At 47.7% G+C, this 20,960-nt stretch carries 34 protein-coding genes; 15 read left to right on the top strand and 19 right to left on the bottom strand.

From position 1 onward, the window contains the following. Positions 1 to 22 precede the first annotated feature (22 nt). The 14 genes from AC6I7Z_RS14065 to AC6I7Z_RS14000 form a co-directional block, all read right to left on the bottom strand. A complete protein-coding gene (locus tag AC6I7Z_RS14065; protein ID WP_497814679.1) occupies positions 23 to 217 on the bottom strand; it encodes a helix-turn-helix transcriptional regulator in 195 nt (64 codons plus the stop codon). A 95-nt stretch (positions 218 to 312) separates the two neighbouring features. Beyond that, positions 313 to 561, bottom strand: coding sequence for a hypothetical protein (locus AC6I7Z_RS14060; RefSeq protein WP_497814678.1), 249 nt, complete (start codon positions 559 to 561; stop codon positions 313 to 315). A gap of 19 nt (positions 562 to 580) precedes the next feature. Then, on the bottom strand, positions 581 to 742 hold the full coding sequence (locus tag AC6I7Z_RS14055) for a hypothetical protein (protein WP_497814677.1): 162 nt from the start codon (positions 740 to 742) through the stop codon (positions 581 to 583). Between the two features lie 216 nt (positions 743 to 958). Beyond that, positions 959 to 1,225 carry an ANR family transcriptional regulator gene (locus tag AC6I7Z_RS14050; RefSeq protein ID WP_497814676.1) on the bottom strand — a complete coding sequence of 89 codons (267 nt, stop codon included), beginning with the start codon at positions 1,223 to 1,225 and terminating at the stop codon, positions 959 to 961. A 67-nt stretch (positions 1,226 to 1,292) separates the two neighbouring features. Next, on the bottom strand, positions 1,293 to 1,559 hold the full coding sequence (locus tag AC6I7Z_RS14045; protein WP_497814675.1) for a hypothetical protein: 267 nt from the start codon (positions 1,557 to 1,559) through the stop codon (positions 1,293 to 1,295). Beyond that, positions 1,556 to 1,765: a hypothetical protein gene (locus AC6I7Z_RS14040; RefSeq protein WP_051905644.1), complete on the bottom strand. Its 210-nt coding sequence runs from the start codon at positions 1,763 to 1,765 to the stop codon at positions 1,556 to 1,558. The genes AC6I7Z_RS14045 and AC6I7Z_RS14040 overlap by 4 nt, the downstream gene beginning before the upstream one ends. A gap of 29 nt (positions 1,766 to 1,794) precedes the next feature. Then, complete coding sequence (locus AC6I7Z_RS14035) at positions 1,795 to 2,001, bottom strand: ParE family toxin-like protein (protein ID WP_497814674.1); 207 nt, start codon at positions 1,999 to 2,001, stop codon at positions 1,795 to 1,797. Continuing rightward, positions 2,001 to 2,150: a hypothetical protein gene (locus AC6I7Z_RS14030; protein ID WP_497814673.1), complete on the bottom strand. Its 150-nt coding sequence runs from the start codon at positions 2,148 to 2,150 to the stop codon at positions 2,001 to 2,003. Before AC6I7Z_RS14030 ends, AC6I7Z_RS14035 begins: the two co-directional genes overlap by 1 nt. Before the next feature lie 70 nt (positions 2,151 to 2,220). Continuing rightward, positions 2,221 to 2,493 carry a hypothetical protein gene (locus tag AC6I7Z_RS14025; RefSeq protein WP_497814672.1) on the bottom strand — a complete coding sequence of 91 codons (273 nt, stop codon included), beginning with the start codon at positions 2,491 to 2,493 and terminating at the stop codon, positions 2,221 to 2,223. A 55-nt stretch (positions 2,494 to 2,548) separates the two neighbouring features. Further along, a complete protein-coding gene (locus AC6I7Z_RS14020) occupies positions 2,549 to 2,767 on the bottom strand; it encodes a hypothetical protein (RefSeq protein ID WP_497814671.1) in 219 nt (72 codons plus the stop codon). Between the two features lie 46 nt (positions 2,768 to 2,813). Further along, positions 2,814 to 3,119 (bottom strand): hypothetical protein, encoded by a 306-nt coding sequence (locus AC6I7Z_RS14015; RefSeq protein WP_497814670.1) that lies wholly within the window; start codon positions 3,117 to 3,119, stop codon positions 2,814 to 2,816. A gap of 72 nt (positions 3,120 to 3,191) precedes the next feature. Further along, positions 3,192 to 3,416, bottom strand: coding sequence for a hypothetical protein (locus AC6I7Z_RS14010; protein ID WP_497814669.1), 225 nt, complete (start codon positions 3,414 to 3,416; stop codon positions 3,192 to 3,194). A gap of 277 nt (positions 3,417 to 3,693) precedes the next feature. Further along, the gene (locus AC6I7Z_RS14005; RefSeq protein WP_497814668.1) at positions 3,694 to 4,071 is read right to left on the bottom strand and encodes a hypothetical protein; all 378 of its coding nucleotides are present in this window, start codon (positions 4,069 to 4,071) and stop codon (positions 3,694 to 3,696) included. Between the two features lie 314 nt (positions 4,072 to 4,385). Next, complete coding sequence (locus AC6I7Z_RS14000) at positions 4,386 to 5,048, bottom strand: LexA family protein (RefSeq protein WP_497814667.1); 663 nt, start codon at positions 5,046 to 5,048, stop codon at positions 4,386 to 4,388. A 117-nt stretch (positions 5,049 to 5,165) separates the two neighbouring features. Here AC6I7Z_RS14000 and AC6I7Z_RS13995 point away from each other — a divergent pair, with 117 nt between their 5' ends. The 5 genes from AC6I7Z_RS13995 (at position 5,166) to AC6I7Z_RS13975 (ending at position 7,481) form a co-directional block, all read left to right on the top strand. Continuing rightward, on the top strand, positions 5,166 to 5,402 hold the full coding sequence (locus AC6I7Z_RS13995) for a helix-turn-helix transcriptional regulator (protein WP_497814666.1): 237 nt from the start codon (positions 5,166 to 5,168) through the stop codon (positions 5,400 to 5,402). Positions 5,403 to 5,455: 53 nt separating this feature from the next. Further along, a complete protein-coding gene (locus tag AC6I7Z_RS13990; protein ID WP_497814665.1) occupies positions 5,456 to 5,749 on the top strand; it encodes a hypothetical protein in 294 nt (97 codons plus the stop codon). Then, complete coding sequence (locus AC6I7Z_RS13985; RefSeq protein WP_497814664.1) at positions 5,750 to 6,511, top strand: helix-turn-helix domain-containing protein; 762 nt, start codon at positions 5,750 to 5,752, stop codon at positions 6,509 to 6,511. An 86-nt stretch (positions 6,512 to 6,597) separates the two neighbouring features. Beyond that, positions 6,598 to 7,218, top strand: a complete 621-nt coding sequence (locus tag AC6I7Z_RS13980; RefSeq protein WP_497814663.1) for a replication protein P — start codon at positions 6,598 to 6,600, stop codon at positions 7,216 to 7,218. Then, the gene (locus tag AC6I7Z_RS13975; protein ID WP_497814662.1) at positions 7,206 to 7,481 is read left to right on the top strand and encodes a hypothetical protein; all 276 of its coding nucleotides are present in this window, start codon (positions 7,206 to 7,208) and stop codon (positions 7,479 to 7,481) included. Before AC6I7Z_RS13980 ends, AC6I7Z_RS13975 begins: the two co-directional genes overlap by 13 nt. Positions 7,482 to 7,823: 342 nt before the next feature. Here the strand turns inward: AC6I7Z_RS13975 and AC6I7Z_RS13970 are convergent, their stop codons facing one another. The 4 genes from AC6I7Z_RS13970 to AC6I7Z_RS13955 all read right to left on the bottom strand — a co-directional run bounded on the left by AC6I7Z_RS13970 (position 7,824) and on the right by AC6I7Z_RS13955 (position 13,016). Continuing rightward, the gene (locus AC6I7Z_RS13970) at positions 7,824 to 8,906 is read right to left on the bottom strand and encodes a hsdR (RefSeq protein ID WP_497814661.1); all 1,083 of its coding nucleotides are present in this window, start codon (positions 8,904 to 8,906) and stop codon (positions 7,824 to 7,826) included. Positions 8,907 to 9,070: 164 nt separating this feature from the next. After that, complete coding sequence (locus AC6I7Z_RS13965; protein WP_497814660.1) at positions 9,071 to 10,126, bottom strand: hypothetical protein; 1,056 nt, start codon at positions 10,124 to 10,126, stop codon at positions 9,071 to 9,073. An 85-nt stretch (positions 10,127 to 10,211) separates the two neighbouring features. Further along, positions 10,212 to 12,209, bottom strand: a complete 1,998-nt coding sequence (locus AC6I7Z_RS13960) for a DEAD/DEAH box helicase (RefSeq protein WP_497814659.1) — start codon at positions 12,207 to 12,209, stop codon at positions 10,212 to 10,214. Positions 12,210 to 12,254: 45 nt separating this feature from the next. Further along, positions 12,255 to 13,016, bottom strand: a complete 762-nt coding sequence (locus tag AC6I7Z_RS13955) for a Hachiman antiphage defense system protein HamA (RefSeq protein ID WP_497814658.1) — start codon at positions 13,014 to 13,016, stop codon at positions 12,255 to 12,257. A 69-nt stretch (positions 13,017 to 13,085) separates the two neighbouring features. Between AC6I7Z_RS13955 and AC6I7Z_RS13950 the strand changes: the two genes are divergently transcribed. From AC6I7Z_RS13950 to AC6I7Z_RS13905, 10 genes are all read left to right on the top strand, one after another. Next, positions 13,086 to 13,277, top strand: coding sequence for a replication protein P (locus AC6I7Z_RS13950; protein ID WP_497815451.1), 192 nt, complete (start codon positions 13,086 to 13,088; stop codon positions 13,275 to 13,277). Positions 13,278 to 13,819: 542 nt separating this feature from the next. Further along, positions 13,820 to 14,308, top strand: coding sequence for a hypothetical protein (locus tag AC6I7Z_RS13945; RefSeq protein WP_497814657.1), 489 nt, complete (start codon positions 13,820 to 13,822; stop codon positions 14,306 to 14,308). Continuing rightward, complete coding sequence (locus tag AC6I7Z_RS13940; RefSeq protein ID WP_497814656.1) at positions 14,262 to 14,765, top strand: hypothetical protein; 504 nt, start codon at positions 14,262 to 14,264, stop codon at positions 14,763 to 14,765. The genes AC6I7Z_RS13945 and AC6I7Z_RS13940 overlap by 47 nt, the downstream gene beginning before the upstream one ends. Before the next feature lie 247 nt (positions 14,766 to 15,012). Next, positions 15,013 to 16,299 (top strand): hypothetical protein, encoded by a 1,287-nt coding sequence (locus AC6I7Z_RS13935; RefSeq protein ID WP_497814655.1) that lies wholly within the window; start codon positions 15,013 to 15,015, stop codon positions 16,297 to 16,299. Between the two features lie 553 nt (positions 16,300 to 16,852). Continuing rightward, positions 16,853 to 17,242, top strand: a complete 390-nt coding sequence (locus AC6I7Z_RS13930) for an antiterminator Q family protein (protein WP_497814654.1) — start codon at positions 16,853 to 16,855, stop codon at positions 17,240 to 17,242. 382 nt (positions 17,243 to 17,624) lie between these two features. Beyond that, a complete protein-coding gene (locus tag AC6I7Z_RS13925; RefSeq protein ID WP_497814653.1) occupies positions 17,625 to 17,999 on the top strand; it encodes a hypothetical protein in 375 nt (124 codons plus the stop codon). A gap of 149 nt (positions 18,000 to 18,148) precedes the next feature. Beyond that, on the top strand, positions 18,149 to 18,463 hold the full coding sequence (locus AC6I7Z_RS13920) for a hypothetical protein (RefSeq protein WP_497814652.1): 315 nt from the start codon (positions 18,149 to 18,151) through the stop codon (positions 18,461 to 18,463). After that, positions 18,450 to 18,974, top strand: coding sequence for a lysozyme (locus AC6I7Z_RS13915; RefSeq protein ID WP_497814651.1), 525 nt, complete (start codon positions 18,450 to 18,452; stop codon positions 18,972 to 18,974). Before AC6I7Z_RS13920 ends, AC6I7Z_RS13915 begins: the two co-directional genes overlap by 14 nt. Then, positions 18,974 to 19,432 carry a lysis protein gene (locus AC6I7Z_RS13910; RefSeq protein ID WP_497814650.1) on the top strand — a complete coding sequence of 153 codons (459 nt, stop codon included), beginning with the start codon at positions 18,974 to 18,976 and terminating at the stop codon, positions 19,430 to 19,432. The genes AC6I7Z_RS13915 and AC6I7Z_RS13910 overlap by 1 nt, the downstream gene beginning before the upstream one ends. Before the next feature lie 77 nt (positions 19,433 to 19,509). Continuing rightward, complete coding sequence (locus AC6I7Z_RS13905) at positions 19,510 to 19,734, top strand: hypothetical protein (RefSeq protein ID WP_497814649.1); 225 nt, start codon at positions 19,510 to 19,512, stop codon at positions 19,732 to 19,734. 422 nt (positions 19,735 to 20,156) lie between these two features. Here the strand turns inward: AC6I7Z_RS13905 and AC6I7Z_RS13900 are convergent, their stop codons facing one another. Then, the gene (locus AC6I7Z_RS13900; protein WP_497814648.1) at positions 20,157 to 20,603 is read right to left on the bottom strand and encodes a hypothetical protein; all 447 of its coding nucleotides are present in this window, start codon (positions 20,601 to 20,603) and stop codon (positions 20,157 to 20,159) included. Positions 20,604 to 20,960: the final 357 nt, after the last annotated feature.

The raw sequence follows: 20,960 nt of genomic DNA, 5'->3' as shown, positions 1-20,960 counted from the left end.
TATAAATTTTTTACCCGGAATTTTACCCAGAATGGTGACCTGTTAAGCGATTTCTGAAAGTGACGTAATCGCTGTACTTCCAGCGCGAACGCCCGCTGATTTTATAAGGCCTGCAAAGGGTGCCATCTTTGATGCGGTCATAAATAAAGGTTTTGCGAAAACCAGTATCCGCCATAATAAACTTCAGATCCACCAGTGTGTCATCACGTAGTTCCATATTCTTTCTCCTGTGGTTGAGCCGCTTATGGTCTTTTCCAGGAGCAGCCGAAAACACTTTCAGCTGCTGACTGAGCCTGGCGTTGACTGTCTTCTTCAGCGGGATGCGGTATATCGTGAAGAGAGGTACAGCCCAGAAAGGGCTGCCGCCAGCGCCTCGTTCATGAAGGAGGCCGGGCCCGTAATCGTCGTGCGCAGACGGAACATCCCCGTCGTTTCCGCCACTGCACCGGGCACAACGTTGAGTGCAGCACTGGCCACCCGGACCAGGCGCGGGAAGTGGAACAGAGAGGCCGTCAGGATCAGAGAGGCCTGTTTATTGCCCTGCTGAAAGATGATTTTCATGGTGTCTCCTGAAAATGCGTTATCCGGGAATACCGGCAAGATAAGCCACACTGATCACGAGGGCAGACAGGGCAAGCGAGCCTGCTGTCAGTCCGGCCCCGGCGATCGCAGAGAGAGTAAAAAGCCAGACAAGCGCCCGTAATACCGGGCGCTTTCTGGTGTGGTCAGAATGGTTATTCATGGAGAGTTCCGTGCAGATGAAATCAGATCCCTGCGCAGGGACGTACGCATGGCGAGGCTGACGTCAGAGAGCGTCTGTTTCTGGCCAGCAGTCAGTCGTCGCGCAGGGAGAGGGAAATGACTTAAGGCTGCCGGTCACCCGGGTGAAGATGCCTGGCGCGGCCGGCAAAACCGGTAACGTGGCGTCGTCATCCAGGATGACTGGGGGTTACCTGCGTCAGGGATGCCGTCCATTGTCGTCTTCTTTTGCACGAGAAACCTCGTTGTGTCCTGAAGCAACCGCCGGTAACCGTTCATCCATTGTCTGACAGAAACCGGCACGTTTTTCTGCCCAGTTCTGATTGACTGCCCGGCAGGCGCAACCGGCCGCTTTCTTCCACATTTTTGCGGCAAGCGCGTAATTACCTTCTCTTTCAACCAGCGCCGCATCAGAAGCAATAAGGGAATACGGACTGACGCGCTGGCGGTAAACAGGGAACTTCATTTTCTTCTCCTTTCTGTATCACTCAAGCCGGCCCTGAGCGCTTCGGCCGGCGTGAGCAGGTAGCATGTCAGGGCATCCACTTCATGGCTTTCAGATGGCGGATGGCGTTCAACTCAGCATTAATCAGGCTGTCCACCAGCCGGGCGTAGGCATACTCAGCGTCTTTGCTGTAAAGCGTGCAGACAATGCCTGACGGCAGGTAAGGGGAGGCAAACTGATGGAGCTTTTTGGGGAAAAACGACGCAAGCTCCTCCCTTAGCGCCTCCATTTCATCCTCTGCAGCCTCAGTGTCCCGCTGCTCCTGGCATCGTTCTGTGCGGGGAAAACAGATCATGGCTGACCCTCCTGAAGCAAAATCTCAACAACATGGTCAAAGGCTATCTGTAACAGCGGCAGCGGTGGCTGGGGTGGAAGAGCCGGCGGCGGCTGGGATGAAAAGCTGGCGCCGGTGACGATGTTTTCCGGTGCGAACTCGATATCGCGGATGGCGTTAAACGGGCGAGCAAAAGCGGCATCGCCCCTGATGTGTGACTGCATCATGGGAAATGTTCCTCTGTCAGGCTGGGGGATTAAATCTGGTTGTTGTAGTCGGCATGGCTGAGCAGCTCCCAGTGCCGACCGTTGTCTCGTGAAAGCAGGCGCCAGTGCGGGGTAACGCGCAGTGTCAGGTACCCGTCACGGTAGGTTCGTCTGGCGTGAATGTGCCCTGCGCGCCACTGTCTGATCTGCTGTTGTGCGCGCCGGGTTATCCTGTCGGGTGCATGAGGCTTGGGCATCACGGCTGCCTCATCTCAGCGGCGCAGGCAGCGGCGAGCTTCTGCACAAACACCCAGGTAATGCCTTCTTTGAAGCTGACAAACTGCCGGCTTCGGTTTAATACGCTGGCGGTAAAGGTGTACCGGCCATCATGGATTTGAATAACCATACCGGGCCTCCTTCAGGCATAAAAAAACCGCCACATCGGGCGGTTGGGTTAAGGACCTTCATTGAAAGCTTCACGGTTGCAGGCCTGCCTCATCCTGTTCAGATTCGGTGCAACAGCAGCAGGTTGGGCGCAGGTCAGGATGAATGCCGAAAATCGGGCTGACGATGGCATGCTCCATCTCTTCCAGTAGGTTCATCAGGGCCGTACGATAAGCGTCGGCCTCTTCTTTGCTGATTTTTCCTTCCTGTAAGCAGGCATCAGTCATGTCCAGTGATGCGTACAGTTTTTCAGCCACATCGAAAAGGGTCTCGATGACTGTTTTTGCCACTTCACGATTTTGCATGGTGACCTCCGGGTCAGATGAATGCCCTGTCGGGCGGGATTAACGCAACGACGTCTCAAAACTCATGGGCGCCATATTCATTGACGACGACGATGCGTGTGGTTCTGATGAAATCAGCGACCTCATCGCCCACGTTCTGCCAGTTCTCCAGTGCCAGAAGCACATCGCTGCGGCTCTGACAGTGGCAGGCACCCACATACGCCTGCACATGAACAAGGGCGAGACGCTGCATTTCTTTTTGAGTCAGGACTTGTGAGGGGTTGTTTTTATTCATGGTGTTCTCCGGATTTAGACGTAAAAAAACCGCCTCGGTGGGCGGTTTATGCGGGTTGTCTGGCTTCGAACTGCCTTCTTTTTTCAATCATCCTGATATAGAAGTCATATAACTGCCTGCGCATGTTTTGCTTCATTTCTTCAGGTAATGATTCCTGCATTTTCATCCATTCATCAAGTTCTGGCTTACATTGAACCCAGGCATCATCGACCAGTTTTTTTACGGGTATAGTTGTCTTGATCAATGGAATGGTGTGATCGTTTAAGCATCTGACTTCAGGTGGCTCGAAAGAGCGATCGTCAGCTACAGCAACCACTGAAAATAATATTCCCGACAAAAAAATCCATTTCACAGGCTAATTCTCATTCTTCATGTAAACCGTATGCGTTCCCAGTAAAAACGTCACTGACATTCAGGTAAAACTTCAGTGCTCTCTTCTGAACGCAGCCCATTCGTTCCAGCAATCCTCAGGGTTAATATCACGATATCCCCGGCTTTCAGCTATGGCCAGTGCCGTATCGCCATCTACCTGGATAGCGGTGGCGTTATCTCGAATACAATTCACTTCTTCTATAGTGAGAGGGCTTCCTTTCTCATTTTCTTTGCTCAGCAGCAATGTAATGAGAGGGGGAATAAACACTATGCTCATTTATCTACATCCTTTTGATAAACCAGTCAGGACCTCTAAAGGCAGCCCCACCGAAGCAGGAATTAAACATCATTTAACTGATGATTGTCTGTAGAAAACGGTCTAATTGGCTAAAAGCAGTATGGCAATTTGCATCTCATTGGTCTGGACTGTGCATAGCGCTTACGCCTGGTATCCCGGATCAGGAAAAGTGGATCGCCGATTTCTGTTCCCCTTTCAGGATGAAGAAAAAAATTCCTTGCCTTGCTTACCAACGCAGGTGCTGGAGTGAAAGAGGTTAAACCAGTGGTATGCTTCTTCGGCGCGGCTTCTGTATTGCTCGAATCTGACGTCCGGCTTCGTTAGCGACCTTCAGGTATTTACTCTTCATTCGGTGTTCAACGTACTTCGCAGCGGCCGCCCGAATTTGCTTGTGGTACTCCGTTTCCGTCTCCACAGCCATACTTACGCGATCGCTTACTACTCGCCTGCAATGGTTTTCTGCCCGGCTGAGTTCAGTAGTCCGTGCTGGTGGTCCCCATCCCAGCTCTGCAGCCAGAATCTCTTCAATCTTGCGGCATTCAATCGCCTCAACCATGCGGCGAATATGCCGGCGTGTTCTGGCGTTGTCCTTCACCACAGGTTTAACAGATTTGCCATAGCTGATAATTGCCATACATCCTCCGCTAAGTTACTGGCTGCACAGTCGCAACCATGCACTCAGTAACCTGAGGTTCGGTGCGTTCTCGGCACCTGCCGTAGAGCTTCCCGCTCGTTGTTAAAGAGCTTGATTGCCTTGCAAATCGTCATACTCAAGGTAAAAATACAAATTGTATTAACTTAGGTCAATACAAATCGTGCTAAAAATGAGCGAGAGTACTAAACGTATTGGTTTCAGGTGGAGAATCGGATGCGACAAAGGAGATGTAGAAGGTAAAGCTTAGCGAAGATACGGTGCGGTTGTTGTATGAGGCACATCCACCCCAGAGGTCATAATCCCTCGAGTTTTGCTTCGATAACCACACCTATGATTCGGCACTTATCATCAATGGGAATCATGTGATAGCTGGGATTGAGAGGTTTAAGATACTGCTGTCCAGCATCAACGACATACTTTTTGAAGGTAGCTTCATTTTCAGAATCAAGTTTAGCAACGACCAACCTTCCATTTGTTACTTCTACGGCAGGATCTACTAGTATCTTCATCCCTTCAGGTATGCTCAACCCTGTTGTGGCAGTCATTGAATCGCCTTTGACGGTTAGCCAAAAGCTATTTGGACTTGCTTTAGCTGTGGTTTGTGTCCACTCCTGAACTTCATCTAAGCTATAAGGTTCGCAAGCTTCCGACCAATTACCTGCGCTTACCCAGCTTATAACAGGAAAGCTCTTTACCTCCCCGAGAGGGGAACGATCTGATACGTTTATAAGAGATTCATCTGGGAAAATCACCATCCCATTGGAGCTAAGAACCAGTTCCTTTAGTCCCAAGACTTTCATCATCGCAGCTATATCTTCAATACTTGGCTCGCGGCGTCCATTTAGCCAATGGCCAATCGCGCCTTGGGTTTTACCCAGAGCCTCGGCCAGCCTTTCTTGAGTCAGGCCTATCTGCTTCATCCTGGCTTTCGCCAGTTGATTCCATGTAAAGTTCATACGCAGATTATTACGAAGCGTATTAATAGTCACAACACACAAAATGTATTATCCTCTTGCTCAGCATAAGTACGATTTGTATTATACGATCTCTCTTCTTACTGTAGGAGATTCTCAATGTGTCACCTCAGGAAAATCAGAAAAACTATCAATGTGTCGCAAGCCCTTCTTGCCCAAAAAGTTGGGTGCAGTCAGGGCGCCATTGGGCATTATGAAAATAAGCGCCGAAAGCCTGATTTGGAGATGTGCAGGATGTTGGTTAGTGCATTGAAAGAGTTTGGTGCTCAAGTAGAGTTAGATGATGTATTTCCTCCTGCACCCCGCACAGATTCTGCCATCCATTCATATCAATAATGCCTCTAGCATCAGTATTGGTCTAGTTATTATTGGCCCGAAGAGATGTCGTTATGTCAGACAATTGGATCAAGATGCGTACCTCACTAAAGTCGCATCCTAAAGTGAATGAAATCGCTGCGCTGCTGGAGAAACCGGCGGATGGAAGCGCCTGTTTTGACGTGTCTGTCGGCGGGCAACGTTCCGCACTATTAATGCGTAATGTAACGTGCTGCGTTACGGTCACGTCACTACTGCTTTTCTGGAGTGCTGCCAATGAGCACACCAATGACGGCGTGTTCCGTAACCTCGAGCTCAGTTACTTGGATGTCCTGGCAGAATTCGATTACTTTGGAGGAGCAGAGTAAATGAGCCGTGCAGCAACAGAATGGGTCTGGAGCCTTAACCTTAAGGCTTCACAAAAACTTCTTCTCCTTTCCCTGGCTGACCGGGCCGACGAATTTCACCGCTGTTATCCAAGCACGATGAGGCTGGTTAACGACACAGGCCTCGACAAGAAAACGATCGGAAAATGGATCAATCAAATGATCAGCGAAGGCCTGATCACAGACACTGGTGAGCGTAAAGGTTCCACAAAACGGGTCCGGGTTCTGCAGCTAAATCTCGATTTTGAATTTACCCAAAAACGGAATAATTCAGTCAGAGGTAATGAACCCAAAAACGGTAATATTCCCGAAAACGGGAATATACCCGAAAACGGGTCTTTGAATGCACCCAAAAACGGGTGTTTGAATGTACCCAAAAACGGGTCACAGAATCAGTCATTAGAACCAGTCATAGAATCTAAAAACATAACACCCGCCGCTGACGCGACGTGCGTGACGAAAACGGGATTATCTCGTTACGCTTTCGAAGGCAGGGTGGTGAAGCTGAACCACGCAGACTTTGCATCGTGGCAGAAGCTCTACTCGAGCGTCGATCTGATTTACGAGCTGCAGAAACTCGACATCGAGTTTTCACATGAACGACCCAAAAACTGGTTCATAACGGCTAGCCAGAAGCTCAGTTACCAGAACAAACAGGCTGCTTGGCGTGGTCAGCTACCGGCTGACGGCGCAAGCCAGCCACACTGGAACGATCTCAGCGAATGGGAGAATAATTTCCTGTGAACAATTTCTTCTCAGCCACAAACAACCGGTATTCGAACGCGCGTCCATACGTTGCCGGATGCGCATCTCGATCAGCAGAGCGGGGCGTGCACAAAGCCGTTGAACAGCTGGTGGATATTCTGTTCAGCAACCTCAGGCAGCTGTTCCCTGCTTCGGTCAGTACGGCCTTGAAAGACCCGCGTGACGAAGCGGCGGCGAAACGGCAGTGGATTGCGGCTTTCGTGGAGAACGGTATCACTTCTAAGCAGCAGCTGTCGGCGGGGATGAAATGCGCTCGCGCCAGCGGTTCGCCGTTCTGGCCCTCACCGGGTGAGTTTATCCAGTGGTGCCGAAAGGGCGAATACAGCGCAGCGGGCCTGCCGGACGAAGACGAGCTTTACGACATGGTGATGAAATACTGCGCCCGCCGCGGGCTGTACAAATCACCCGAAGCTTATCCGTGGAGGAGCAACGCCTGCTTCTGGATGGTAACCGGCCTGTACAGCATGATGCTGGCGCAGGGGCTAAGCGAATCTGAGTTGAGAATCCAGTGTCGCGGCGAGCTGCGTAAAATGGCCGCGCGCATCCGGTCTGGTGAGCAAATCCCGGCACCGCGTGTGCAACTGGAGAAGCTTTACGTGCCGACCAGCAACAAGAAAGCTCTGGATCACGTGGCGCACTTGAAGGCGCTAATCAAGTCGAAAAGGAGCTCCTCATGGCCAAAGTGACACAGCTCATCCCGGCGCCCTCGCTCTTTGAGCAGACCCGCCAGATGCTGCTGGCAATTATCAGTCTCGCTGAAAAATCGGAAGCGGCTCCAGAGGAGTATCAGGACCTGCTACTCTTCATTAGCATGCGCACGACACGATTGTTGATGCCAGCTTATTTCGTTCCGACAAAGGCCACCGGAATAGAGCCCGCCCAGATTGCTGAATTTGCGCATTCTGGCGATCTAAAGGGAAGCTGTGCAGACAGACGCAGTAGGACATGAAAATGGCTTAGCGGCTGATTGAAGATCGACAATGTCAGCGGAATAAGGCGCCATGACGAGATGTTAACGCGATACCTGAGGCGCCCTATGAAATACCTGAGGGTTTCCGGGGAGGATAGGGTGGGGATTTTTCGGGTCTGACTCAGTGTGATGAAGAAGGCAACTGCCTAAAGTGAAAGCCCGCTTTGAGCAATGAACGGACAATGCTCACAGCATTCAATTTGAATCAACGGGGAGCAGGTCACCAGTTTTCGTCATGCTCAGTGAGCCTAACGTTGTACCAATGTTCATGGCGTTTGGAATTTGTTCTACTTCGGAGGCGAGCCAGACTTTATTTATGTCTTATTCGCTGGTGCGTTGAGCTCTTTTTTCCCTGAGACTATTACAGAAGGTACATCCCACCCTCACGCTATCCGATGGAATATCAGCGCTCCAGTGAGAACAGTAGCCACATTTCTCCAGGAGCTCATGCGAATTAAAACAGCCGGTACAGATATATTCATCATAGTACTGGCAAACGGAGTTTGGGCGTAAGCAGAAAGAACATCCTGCAGCATCGGCTTCATCCCGTGCATTAACCGGCACCTGACTAATGGCATCGTAACGACTGGACTGATATCCGCAGCTGTTACATTTAAAATCGCTATCACCCGTCTCTAAACGAGTAGCTTTTCCACAGCCTGAGCATTCAGCGTCTAAACAAATGGTTTGCGCATCGCACACGAGACAGGTTTCGTCGTATAGGTCAATTTCTGAAACCAGCATTTGCTTTAGTGCCGCAGCATAACCGCAAACAGCGCAGGTCCTGATTGACTCTCCAGCCTCTGTTTCAGCTCTGAGCTGTTCCTGTACAGACTCATGCCGAAATTTGGCCCCGGCATAGAACTCATTGCTGCGTAGCATCCTAGATTCATCTTCAGCGATCTTCTGAATCAGTTGTTGTCCCAATAGGGGGGACCAGTTATCGCGCATCAGTTTGTTAAGCGCAAACCATGCGTCTGCCTGCTCGGTCAGTACCCGCTGCTGATCACCTTCAGTAAGTTCAGTATGATAAAAATGCACCACGCGGTTGCGATGATTTTTGACTTTATGAAATAGGTCGGCCGTGATTTTATCCAGTGGCATCTCAAGCACGTCACTCAGTCGTGCACATGCCTCATCGTAAGTGACTGACTGGAAATCGCCAGCCAAATATTTTCGACGCTCCATTTTTTTGCCTGAACACACCAGACTCCAGTGCTCATGCACCAGTGGTACTTTTATCAGAATTTCTACTGCCGTCCAGAAACTGACAATCGAGAATTTAGCCTGACCTGCCTGCAACTCCTCGCGAGCCTTGTTCAAAAAGTCCAGACCATTGCTAATCAACGCCTCAGTATCTCGCCCCAGTGTTGTACTAGGTCTCTTGTTGCTGAATTTCTTCATCGGGCTGGTTCCTGTGGTTATTACAACTTATTTTTAGCGATACAGTATTGGTCTCGGGCAGCACATAAATGTGCAGGTAGTCTTGGTTCAACAAGTGGAATAACAAGGTGACTCTAACCAATAAATGGCTTTTGGCAGCCGGTAAGTGGTCCATTCCACCGGAGTTAGTCCGTATTCAGCACATAACTAAAATAGGCTGGGGCAGCGCTGACAACTTGCTCAATAGCGGCCAAATGGCTCTTCCGGGCTTCCACATACGAATTGCCGCTAAACCCATCCTGAAGAAGAGCATCGCGAATAGTTTGTGCAATATGGCGATCCGCAAATCCTGCGTCATACAAGTTGAGAGACAGCGCGTCCGGAAGGCCATTTTTCAGGCTCTTCTGGAAACCAGCAAGGGCGGCACCCAGTTCGCTGACGATCTCCTCCGGCGTAAAAAGGAATTGCGCGAGAGCTGCTAGAATGAGCGCACAATCAAAGGCCAGCGTGCTCTCAAGAAACTGAAGTATATCGTCGTCACTTACCTTCTGCAGGCGCTTTGCTGACCTCTTTTTAACCTGCATCTGCGCTGCCTTCCTGAATATATCTCCATAGTTTGCTCCTCTCATCCAGAAAAGCGCGAGGTGGAAGCCCGCGTCGGCAGGCTCGACCTTACGGAAGAAACGGCTGTCGCAGAGTTCCGTCAGCAATGGCCAGACGGCATTGAGCCAACCTTCACTGGAATCCAGGGCTAACAGGGCGGCTCTGTTTTCCTCGGCCCATGCTTCAATACGCTTGGCCTGCTTTACACCCAGTAATGTCTTACCGAAAAATGCCTGTTTTACCGGTGAATTTTCGACAGAGTTGATGCGTCGTGCCACTAGCCTGAAATACTCTTCCAGAATATCGGATGCGCTGTCAGAAGCCAGCGAGTACGCCAGTGTTTCACGCGCAAGTTCACCGGCCCTCCGTTCGAAGGCGTCCGCATCGGCGGTGGCGCAGTTTGCCATCAGATAGCTTTCAAGGGTATGAGTCATCTTTTTCCGCTCACCCAGCTCCTGCTGCAGTGTTTTAATCAGCGCCTCCTTTTTCTCCGTGCTAAGAGGGAATACGTGCTCCGCCAGGTCTCGCGCCCAGCGCTCCCAACCTGGTTCATCATCCATCAGGTTCAGCAGTTCTTCTGGAGAGAATTTCCACACCTGGTATTGGGAAAGCGTGAAGGGCTCTAACAGCATGAGCAAGGAGCTGGTTACTCCTTCCGCCTCATCGGGTGACAGCAGCTGAACGGCACTTCGGAATTTCCATGATTCCAGCCGGTTCCTCCGGTTATCCCACACGGTAGAGTCTGCGAAGAGAAACGATGCCCTCGGTGTGCATTCCGGCGCGACCAGCACGACCGATCAGATTCTGGAAGTCACGAACTTTGACACGTCCGGCTCCCTGATGGACACTCTGGACAATGAGATAACGAATGGGGAGATTGACGCCCTGAGCAAGGGTGGATGTACAGGCAATAAAATTAATGAGGCCATTCTGCATCCCATGCTCAAGCGCTAGTCGAATCCCTTGTGGCGTATTGCTGTGGTGTGTGTAAATGCCAAGGGCCGCAGCCTCTGTGGAAAGGGCGTCACGGCCAAAGTTACCCTCAATGATGGTTTTTAAAGCCTGAACCTCTTCAGGATCGGCGTAGGCTGCTGGCCAGACGGTATTGTATCCCGCTTTGGCTATCTGCACCGCCCGTTTCGCTATTCCATTTGCCGTCAGCTTTGTGCCGCAAAATATGGCAACGGCACCGTTACTGACAACGCGCAGACCCAGATACAGCGATACGTCGCTTGATTTCCTGCGCGTAGGAAATGATGAGTCAGCCGATTTTATTCCCGCGAGCTTTGACGCTTTGATAATTCTCGGGACGAAGTAGTCCTCTCTTTTATAGCCATTTTCATGGAACATTAATTGCCCGAGTGACTCTGCCCAGCTGGCAAAAGCCACAGACCGGCTCGTGGTCAACAGCGTTGCGCCGTCAATAACCTGTGCCTTTGCCTCCATCAACCAGTTGGCAATAGCCTGCGGATTGTTCATAACTGCTGAGATCAGCAGGGTCTGAGCCGTGTCTGGCAGTAAACCCTTAATTTCAGTCAACAGCAGTTCATACGTAATGCCTCGCTGGCCGGTATCAAACTGGTGTCCCTCGTCGTAGACGACAAGTCCTATATGCCTAAGTATCTGGGGTGACTGACGCAGTACGTAGAGGAACTTTTCAGGCGTCAGAACCAATACATACGATGTTGCGGGCGGTGCACTCCCCAGCAGTTCTGCAATCTGCTCAGCGAAATCAATCTGCAACGCATCTGTCAATTCATTGACTTTAATGTCGTTGCCCGCCATGTCCTGCCGCAGCGATAAAGCTATCTCGTGGCAAAGTGCCCGGAAGGGCGCGACTACCACAGCGAGTTTTGTGCGTCCTGACATAAAGGCGCTTCGTAGGACGATCTCAATCGATCTCGTTTTTCCCGCGCTGGTAGGCATTTGAACTAGGCCTGAGGCACCACTGAAGATCCCCCTAGTTCCTAAAAGCAGTTGAGAGGGCCAGAGCTCTTTAGGGAAACGCGCTCTCTGGATAACTGGTCGCCAAGACTCGACTGATAAATTGGAATAAAGTGGAAGTGTTGCCCACGCCGATGCGGCGAGTCGCATGCGGCAAACTGACGAGGCAATATCGGCATAGAGGACCTCCTCAGGAGTGCCAACCTTATAAGCCACCTCCCGAAGGTGCTTTAATGACTGCTCAATTTCTGCGAGTCGGGAACCTTCAGCAAAATGCATGACAAGAGAGCGTGAAGCTGATGATAAAATTTTTCCAAAACGTTCGTCGTTCAGTGACCAGTAGTTGCTCCAGTCCGCCTTCAGCAGCCACTGTAGGAAAAGTTCAACCTTGTTTCCTTCATCCCCGGGCTCAATGCGACGTGCAAGAACCAGACTGCTGCCCGGACGACGAGCCACGTAATAAGCTGCAGAGGCTAAAAGCAGCGTTGTTCTTTCAAACCCTTGCGCGAATCTAGAGTCCAAGAGTGCGTCGAAGAAGTTGGCACAAAAATTCAGATCTTCTTGCTGCTCTGGGGGCAGGGGAGTTAATGGATGCGTCAACTCAGCAAGATTGGCTGTTACGTCACCCAGCGTCCCGATAGTCATGACTAACAGTTGAAGGGGATTAGTGCCTTCAGGCAACTTGATATGCTGAGATTCCTCCAGTCCGAATTCGTACATCTTTCCTTTTGAACGCGTGATCCCAAACAGGCGTCTGCTGTTGAATCCAGCTCTCATTTGCATGCCCTCGTATAGAGTTCATGAACCAGCGTCATCTGCAGGTCAGAACGCACAACCATCAGGCAGAGCGCCGCGCGATTCGAGTGCCCAGCGGCCAGAGTATTTGCCAGTTTCTTCTTCGTTGAACGCAGTATCACAAAGCACGGCAACCGCACCTGATTGATATAAATAGGGGTTATCGGTGGGATTCTGGAATCGGGTAATCCTGCTGGCTTCGAGGTTTTTCCCTTCATGGATAAGCCTGCGTTTCGTGGCGTTTAATGTGAAACCTTGCCTCAGATCCTCATCTTTGGAGCCATCGTTTACCGCACTCTGGAGCTGACCGCTATACTTCCCCCCAGAGAGTGATGCCTTAACCTCAAACGCGTAAAGGGCATCCTGCGGATCGGCTAAGGAGATGTTCATCTGATGAAAACCCAGAATATCCACCCCTTTAACCGACTCATTATTGCTGGCTTTATCCGCATATTTGCCCCTGGGGACCCAGAGGTTGAGCATGAACTCTAAATAATCGGAAATGAGAAACTCAGCGAAATCACCAGAGCGGATAGAGGGGCCTGGTGCCTTTGTTTCGTTGGGGAAAACGAAGGCATTCAGATACTGCTCCATTGTCATTCCCGTCCCTTCTATGAGCATCGGCAGCTCTGTATCAGAACAGTATTGCCGGCGAAAATGCAGTGCCCAGCTGTCCAGAATTTCGGGATCTGTTGGGGGGGCGAAGTCCCAGACATTGATTGCCACACCCTCCACTGTTACCAGACGAGATGGCCTTAATTGCAAACCTTTTAAATGGTCGGGCAGCATAACATCTCCTTTTGTTGAGCATTCAACCGTCATAACGGGCACTGCAATCGTTCAGCATGTTGGGTAAATATAAAGCGTAGGCTGGTCACAAGCCTGTACAGCACAATGCGCGCAAAGGGGGTTTCTGAGCAGGAGCTGCGCCTGAAATGTCGCAGTGAATTGCGTAGGATGGCTGCACGCATCCAGTCTGGCGAGTTGATTCTGACACCTTGCCCTCGGGTTGAGAAGCTATATGTGCCGTCAGCAACGAGAAAGCGCTGAGCAACGTGGCGCGCATGAAAGCGTTTATCAAACAGAAAAATTCTGTATGGCAAAAGCGTACAGCTCAACTCGACGATTTTATATCAGGGAGGGCATTTCAGCTGATGCTGACCATTATTAGTCTCGTTTAAAAAACAGGCAGTGGCATCAGAAGAGATGGTAAGCTGTTGCATGTAATCAGTCTGCTAGTTCGAGAAGTCCCTAAGACATTATTGATACAACTTACATGAAATTTAATGCTAAAAAATGGAGATTTCAGGAGGGATATAGGAGTGAAAATTGTTGTTCTCAATTTTTAAGAAATGAAATACAAAGACTTATAGTTGTTCGCATCACCAACAAATGTATTGTCATTTTAAATGGTCTAACTTGGTGAAAGCAGACTATCATTTTAATGTGTAAATGTTCAAAAACTAGCTAGTTAACTTATTTTACCTTCTGCTGTGAAACCGATTAGCTTACGCCATGCAATTAAGAACGATTTAAATTGTTAGGCAAAGCCATACATAATCATTTGGCAAAATGTTTTCTAGGAGTTAGATATGATTTTAAATCAATGGTTTAAGAATATGATTTGCTTTTTAATATTTTTCCTCTTTGGGACGGATTCCTTAGCTTGGGCTTCAAAATGCACTTTGAAAGATAGTCTAAACATTCAAGATGCACACGAGGGTTTTTGTCATTTCGACGTAAAAAATAGAAAATTCAAAGGTACACAGTCACAACAGGCGGCTTGCCTGACCCGAAAAGTTAAAAGAATGGGTTTTATAGGTACTGAAACGATTACAAAATATCTTAAAAGCCTTTTAGCGGAGCCAGCCCCTTCTGTATCAAAGGTGCAAGCTCTGCTTGAATTACAACAAATAAAAACAGCTGATGTTGGCGGGGATCTTAACAAGGCTATTTTAGCTAACTACTTTATCATCCATGATACTAGTACACCTAATTGTTCTGAATATGGGAATTTTACATCATGTAAAGTACGTGGTGAACTTCCAAAGAAACCGAGACGATATAACTTGGATTTATAATAAAAATTTTGGAGGGCATCCTAAGACTTATCCTAACCGATCAGCTCATGTTTTTACAAATCGCGTAGGCGCATCTATTACCGAGGTAAACTTTGCTGACCATATAGCTACTACAAAATTTGAATCATGTTATGATTCTTCAGCTAAGAAAAACCTATTCATCGGAATAGAAAATATTCAACCTCGGATTGGTGATCCTTCAATACCGCGCCCAGGAAAAAAGGCAAATGACTATGACGCTCCAGATCCCGGGTTCACCAGTAAACAATATGCGAGATTAGCATTAATTTATATCGTGGCAAGTGCTAGGCGTGGGCAATGGTTGATTCCGGCCTTTCATGCGGTGCTAGACCAGTACTACAAAGATGGTCATGATGATCCACAAAATTTTGACATGGATATATTTAGTGATGCAGTTAGAAACTATAATAATGAACTGTTATCTATAGGAAACTGATAGGAGTCATTATTGCATAACACAACTTTTTTATAAAGTTGCATGGCACAATATTGAAAGTGTTGAATATATTCCAGGGGTTTCTGATTGTTGAATAAATAATTAATGATTTCAGTAAAAAATTGGAGGTATATTAGATGTCAATGATTGTGGTTGAGTTGGATATGGGTTAATGTTATTGTTTTCTATCAAAGCAATCTATAATGATGTGAGTTAAACGTATGCATTTAAAGAAAGGGGGTATGATATGAGTGGAATAAAAAGATTAATATTTGATGGTGTTGCTGCCACTTTGCGATATAAAAAAGAAGCTTTTAATGAAAGTGTTATAAATTTGGATAAGTATTCAAAGCCTAAGTTACATGAGGTTTTATTCAGAGATAAATCACTAAGTCTGCTGGAAGTCATAGGCGACCATCATTGCCATACTAAAAAAGCAAGCATTCTCAATGAAATAACTATTATGACTTATAATATAAGAGGTAGGTTTTCGAATGATGTTATTGAAATTATACGTAGAGTAGATGAGAATGCATTGATAACTATAGTCTTCAATTCTGGCAAGGCAACCGCTGATATAATTGGTTCTTTTGAAAAGATATTTCAGGTGGCTAAAAAAATAAAAATAAATGTCATATCTAACCCAAGCACTCATATCAAACTTCTACAATTAAATGATGCTTTGTATGCTGGTTCAATGAATTTTAGTTCTACAGCTGATTCAGTTGATAGATCAAAAAATCATCCGGATAGCTACTTTAATCATGAGCTAATATTCCATTTTGATGAAGGTGGGCGAGCTATCACCAGAGGGATAATAGAAAAATTAAAAGAATTGGATGATTCAAAATGCTTTTCTATTTCACAAGAAAATTATGTAAAGGAAATTGATAGGCACCTTAACGATAAAATAAGAGCTAAAGAATTTACTAGTGTAAAAGGTGATAAGATTAGGAAGAGGAAGCTTTCCATTAGGAAAAAATATGAAGAAATGAACTCCTTTATAAGGCCTCTAATAGAGGAAGTAGTAAGGAATGAAGTCGTTGTTAATTTTGGGTTAGAAGTCCATTCAACATTCAATGAAAGCCTTCTCGAGTATGAAGAGGCAGCAAGAATTATAAACTATTTTAAAAGTGATAATAATGTAGTAGAGTTTGTTGAATCACTTATTGAAGTCGCATTTAGAGGGGCTGTTGAAGGAAGTAGTAATGAAGAAGACGCGAAGGATAACATTAAAGAAGAATTGGTTGATATATTAACATCAAATAACATTCCCTTAGGTGACCTAGAAACCAATGAGGATGTTATTCGTGAAACTATATTGTCTGAAAGGCTTGATTATGATGATGGTGAAGGGGTGGAGGGATTGTTTGGTGAAAGGTCTGAAGAAAAGCTAGAGGAGATGATTGAATATAACAAAAAAGCTGCTTATGAATTTTTAGACAGTTTGATAACCGAGTTAAGCCAGAAAATCTATGAGGATGGATTTTTTAGTTTTAATTTTTTTCAAAAAAAGATGTTAGTCGACAGTTGATTGTCTCATAATCTCATCTACATGGCAGTATTTAACTAAGTGAATAATTGTCAATGTTAGAGCTATCCTTTTAGGATAGCTTAATTAAATCCACTTCATAAACAGTGCAATTTATTTTTTTTCATGCTTGGGAAGGGATCGATAAGTCCGAGCGTATTCTTAAAGTATACATGAATATTTGTAAGTTCTTAAAATTGGACTGCTTGAGATTAAAGGCAGACATCGCCCGGGATGATCGTTCTTGGTAGAATATTGTAAATGACATCTAAGTCGTCATATTGCATTTTCTTGGGTGGAAGCAGGGAGTAGAATTGGGTCGCGCAGCCAGTGAGGCGCTTATCGCATACTGGTGTGCTGTGCCTGAACGTAGCCGTTCCTGACTCCCATTCAAATTATCCCTTTTAAGATGCACTCCGATGCAGCAGCTCGTTCTCGACAGGCGTTTCACGCATTATTCAAACCTGTGTCAGCCCTAACTTTCTCGGTAACGTCCATAAATGAAAAGTATAATCGTGTTCCGTGGGTCGGTTTAAGCAAGATGGAGACCAGAGCGATGCGTGATATTCAAAAGGTACTTGAACGCTGGGGAGCATGGGTGGCAGATAACCGGGAACCGGTCTGGTGGCCGTCAGTCGCTGCCGGGTTCGCTGACCTCATACCCTCAAAGATTAAAAGCCGCCAAAAGTGCTGTGATGATGACGGAATGATCATCTCTGATATCATGGCCAGGCTGCATCGTAAGTATCCGGACGCGCATGACCTCCTTTTTAATTACTACATCTTTGGCAAAACATTCATGCAGCTGGCGCGTGAGCATCATTGCTCTGATACGCATATCGGTAAGAAGCTGCAGAATGCTGAGGGAATGGTTGATGGCTATCTGATGGCACTGGATATCAGGCTTGAGATGGATGCCGATGTCTGGCGGAAACTTGGGGTCTGAATATTTCAAATTCGGCACTGTTTTCTAGGTGTATCGCAGATATCATTAGAAAGTGATTTTCCTCTGAGATATGATTACTTTTCCGGGTTATCTGGTTTACGCATTATCCAGGCAAAGCTTTTATCATCGCCAAGAATGGCGATAACGCCTCAGAGAATAGAGGCTTTACGATCGTAAAAAAGCAAATATCATGGTAAGAGTGCTATCAATGGCATGAAGCTTACTGCTGTAGTAAAGCATCGTCATTACTAACATACTGCTGATAAGAACCCTAATATCTCACTAGCTATGCGGCACTGTCACTGCCTGATTCTATTCGAGTTCAGGCTGTTTTTCCCTGATTTGTTATGAAGGGTAAGATTGTCTTTTTCAAGGAGGAAATATGAGATTCAAATGCGTACTTTTATTACTGTCATCTCTAACTTCATTTGCAACCTGGGCTGATCCTGATACTTCAGCTAAGGATTTGTGCGAAATGGAGTGGCGAATAACAGACAAGTCATCCTCTACAAAGCTCAATGTTCAGCAGATAGTGCTCGATGAAGTTAAGGCGTTTAAAGCAAACGGCCATTCGCTTTCTGAATACTCGATAGACGAACAATACTTCATAAAAGTATCAATAGAAGGTGGAGAAAGCTTCAGAAAGATGGTCGGACAAATGACCACTCCATATCAAGAAGCCAGAGATTTTTTCAGGGAAAGAATGATGCCGTTGTGTATTAAAAATGTTTTGAAAAACCTGAACAAGGCTTCATGACGTATTCCTGATGTACAGACTCAAGGCTCGCTTCGGCGGGCCTTTTTTATACCCAAAGTCGCCGCTGGTTCCCACCGCGCACCCTGCGCACGCCAACGCTCGGCTTCTTTCTTCTAACCCACCGTTGTCTATACCAGAAAGGGCAGAGCATGCATCGTATAAATTCTACATCTCATCAAATGCCGTACTGGTGGTCTGCGTGTCTGGCGTTCTTCTCAACGCTGACGCTTTACGACTGCGTTTTTTGCATCGGCGCAGCGATCTCCGCGTTTTTCACGATCAAAACCTATTATGCCTCGCGACGCGAAAGGCGACAGCAGCTGGAGGAAGAGCGCAAGCGAACAGAGATGCTTAGAGCCTATCTGGACAGCGTTATCGCTAAGCCTGAAAGCGAGCGTCCAACCGCTGCTGAAGTCGTGGCTAAAGCAACAGGAGGCGAGAGTAAGACAGATGCCGATACTTAACAGAAAAGCCGGCGCAGCGGGCGCGGTATGTACTGTTAGTGTCATCGTTGCAATTGTGCTTTCGGGCGGCCAGGTGCGCACAAACCAGCGCGGGCTGGAACTCATTGGTAATGCAGAGGGTTGCCGGCGTGAGCCGTATACATGTCCGGCAGGCTTTATTACCGATGGAATAGGCAACACACACGGTACTCAGCTAGGCACACGCAAAACTGACGAACAGATAGCCGCAGACTGGCAACAAAACATACTGGACGCCGAAGCATGCGTAAATCGCTACGCCGCTGGCGCCCGGCTGCCAGATAACACATTTTCCGCTGCGGTCTCGATCGCATTCAATGTCGGCTGCCCAAAAATGCAGAAATCGACGATGTTCCGCTATTTCCGCCATGGGCAGCTGGTGGACGGATGTAATGAATTTCCCCGGTGGGTTTTCGGTGGGGGCAAAGCGCTGCCTGGGTTAGCGACACGTCGCGAGGAAGAAAGGCAGCTTTGCCTGAAGGGTGTGAAGTGATGCGGTATGTGCTGCTGTGCCTCTGTCTGGTTGCGATGGGAACCGGTCTGCTCGCCAGCCATTATCACGACAAAGCCCAAGAGTGGCGTACGGCAGCTCATCAGACACAACAGCTGGCGAGGCAGCAGGACGCCGCTATACGTGAAATGCAGACACGACAGCGTGAAGTTGCCATGCTCGATGAGAAATACACAAAGGAGTTAGCCGATGCTCAGGAGACTATTGATCAGCTTCACAATGACGTTATTGCTGGTCGCAAGCGGCTGTACCTCAAAACCCGCCGTTCAGCCATGCAAGAGGGTAAAGCCCCCGGCGCCAGCGGCGTGGATGATGCAGCCCGCACCCGATCTGCTAAGTCCGCTGAACGGGATTATTTCACTCTCAGACGTCGAATCGAGCTCGTCAGAAAGCAAATAGCCGGTTTGCAGCAGTACATCAGAAAGCAATGCCTGAGGTAACAATAATTCTCCCGGCTTTTTGCATGACTTGTGATGATGCATAATTCTGGTTCAATGCATCAGCACATGAGTGAAAAATGGAAATAGACGTTGGAAACTTCACACGTGTCAAAGGAAACGCTGTCTATGCAGAAGTAACGATTTATACCGATCCCGACTCGGGTGGTGAAAACGTGTCTCTGTATCTGAAGTTGCCTTACAAGCTTGATACAACCCTTGCAGATTTAGAGGCACTGGCAAAAAGCGAGGCCATTAAGCAAATGCGCGCGGCGGCTGAGTGGTTATCCAGAAACCTTGCTTAGCTAAAAACCTCGTTATTGGGTTCATTTACAAGGTCGCCCGATGATGAATAATCCGGCGAGTTATAACGATTAGCCACGCTTTAAAGCATGGCGAAGCTTGTATATGATTTAGAAGTCAGGTGCGCGAGATGGCCGAGCGAAAGCTCTGACGGGACAAAGCGTGACATGAGCTACATCAAGCAGTGGTGCACGTGACCGATACTGCAAGAGCGTGGGTTCGAATCCCACTCTGACAAGTAACCTCCTTCGGGAGGTTTTTTTATTGGAGCCAGCAGATCCGATACTCACCGCATCACCGTACCACCAAATCCGGCGAAACCTATGTTGGCATAATGAACCGTCACAGCCGGAAATCGTGAATGGCTTTATCGGCATTGCTCAGGAAGATGGTGCGTGAGGGTGTCTTACGCCGGATGATGTGCTCAAGTTGGAGTGTGTGCCAGTGCTGACTGGATAAAGTCCCAGCGGTCGAGGTATTTTGAATCCTCACCTTTCCCAATCTTGAATAGTGGAACACTATGCTGCCATGTTGATTGATTAGCGACTATTTCACTGGGCACAACAAAAACTTCGGGAGCACTTTTATTAGCAATGTCTTCAGACATATTACAGAAAACATAGAAATAATCAGGAGAAATGGTAGGCATATGTTTTCCAACCATCCATTGTCGCGGTTGGCTTCTTGCCCAAGAACCTTTGACCTGAATACTAATACTTTTTGAGCCATTGATAGTAGCAATTATATCAACAGCGCTAGAACCGCTTGTTGTAAGAGCTGCGCTAATGCCAAGGCGTGAAAGCATGTAAGCAATATAGTATTCGCCCGCATCACCAGCATTTTTAGATGACCGTTTGATAATTTCTGACATTCCTCATCCTTGGTATGTTTATGGCATTCATTTACAAACAAGAGAAGTTCTTCTTGAGTGTCCCGTTGATTTCAAAAGCTGCGCCAGAAACTGTATCAGAGATGAATAAGAGGCTTCAGTAAAAATCATTGCCCTGCGACGCTCTGAACCTGCGGGTCCTCCCGGAGGGGTACCCTGTCCACGAGGCGGCGGCCCCGCAGAAAACGGCTAGTTTTGCGATTTTCATAGGGACACCACCACGTGTCGTAACTAATTGAATATATAGCGTAAAACGGCTTTTGAGGTGTCCATTTCGCCAAAAACAGGGACAGGTGGATAGCGGTTAATTACATGATATCAAAAAGGAAATCCGTAAAT

The sequence above is a fragment of the Pantoea sp. X-Soil-MYKO-1289 genome, assembly GCF_059730625.1.
Note: the sequence above shows the minus strand (reverse complement) of the source record. Positions and strands in the feature narration are given on the sequence as shown.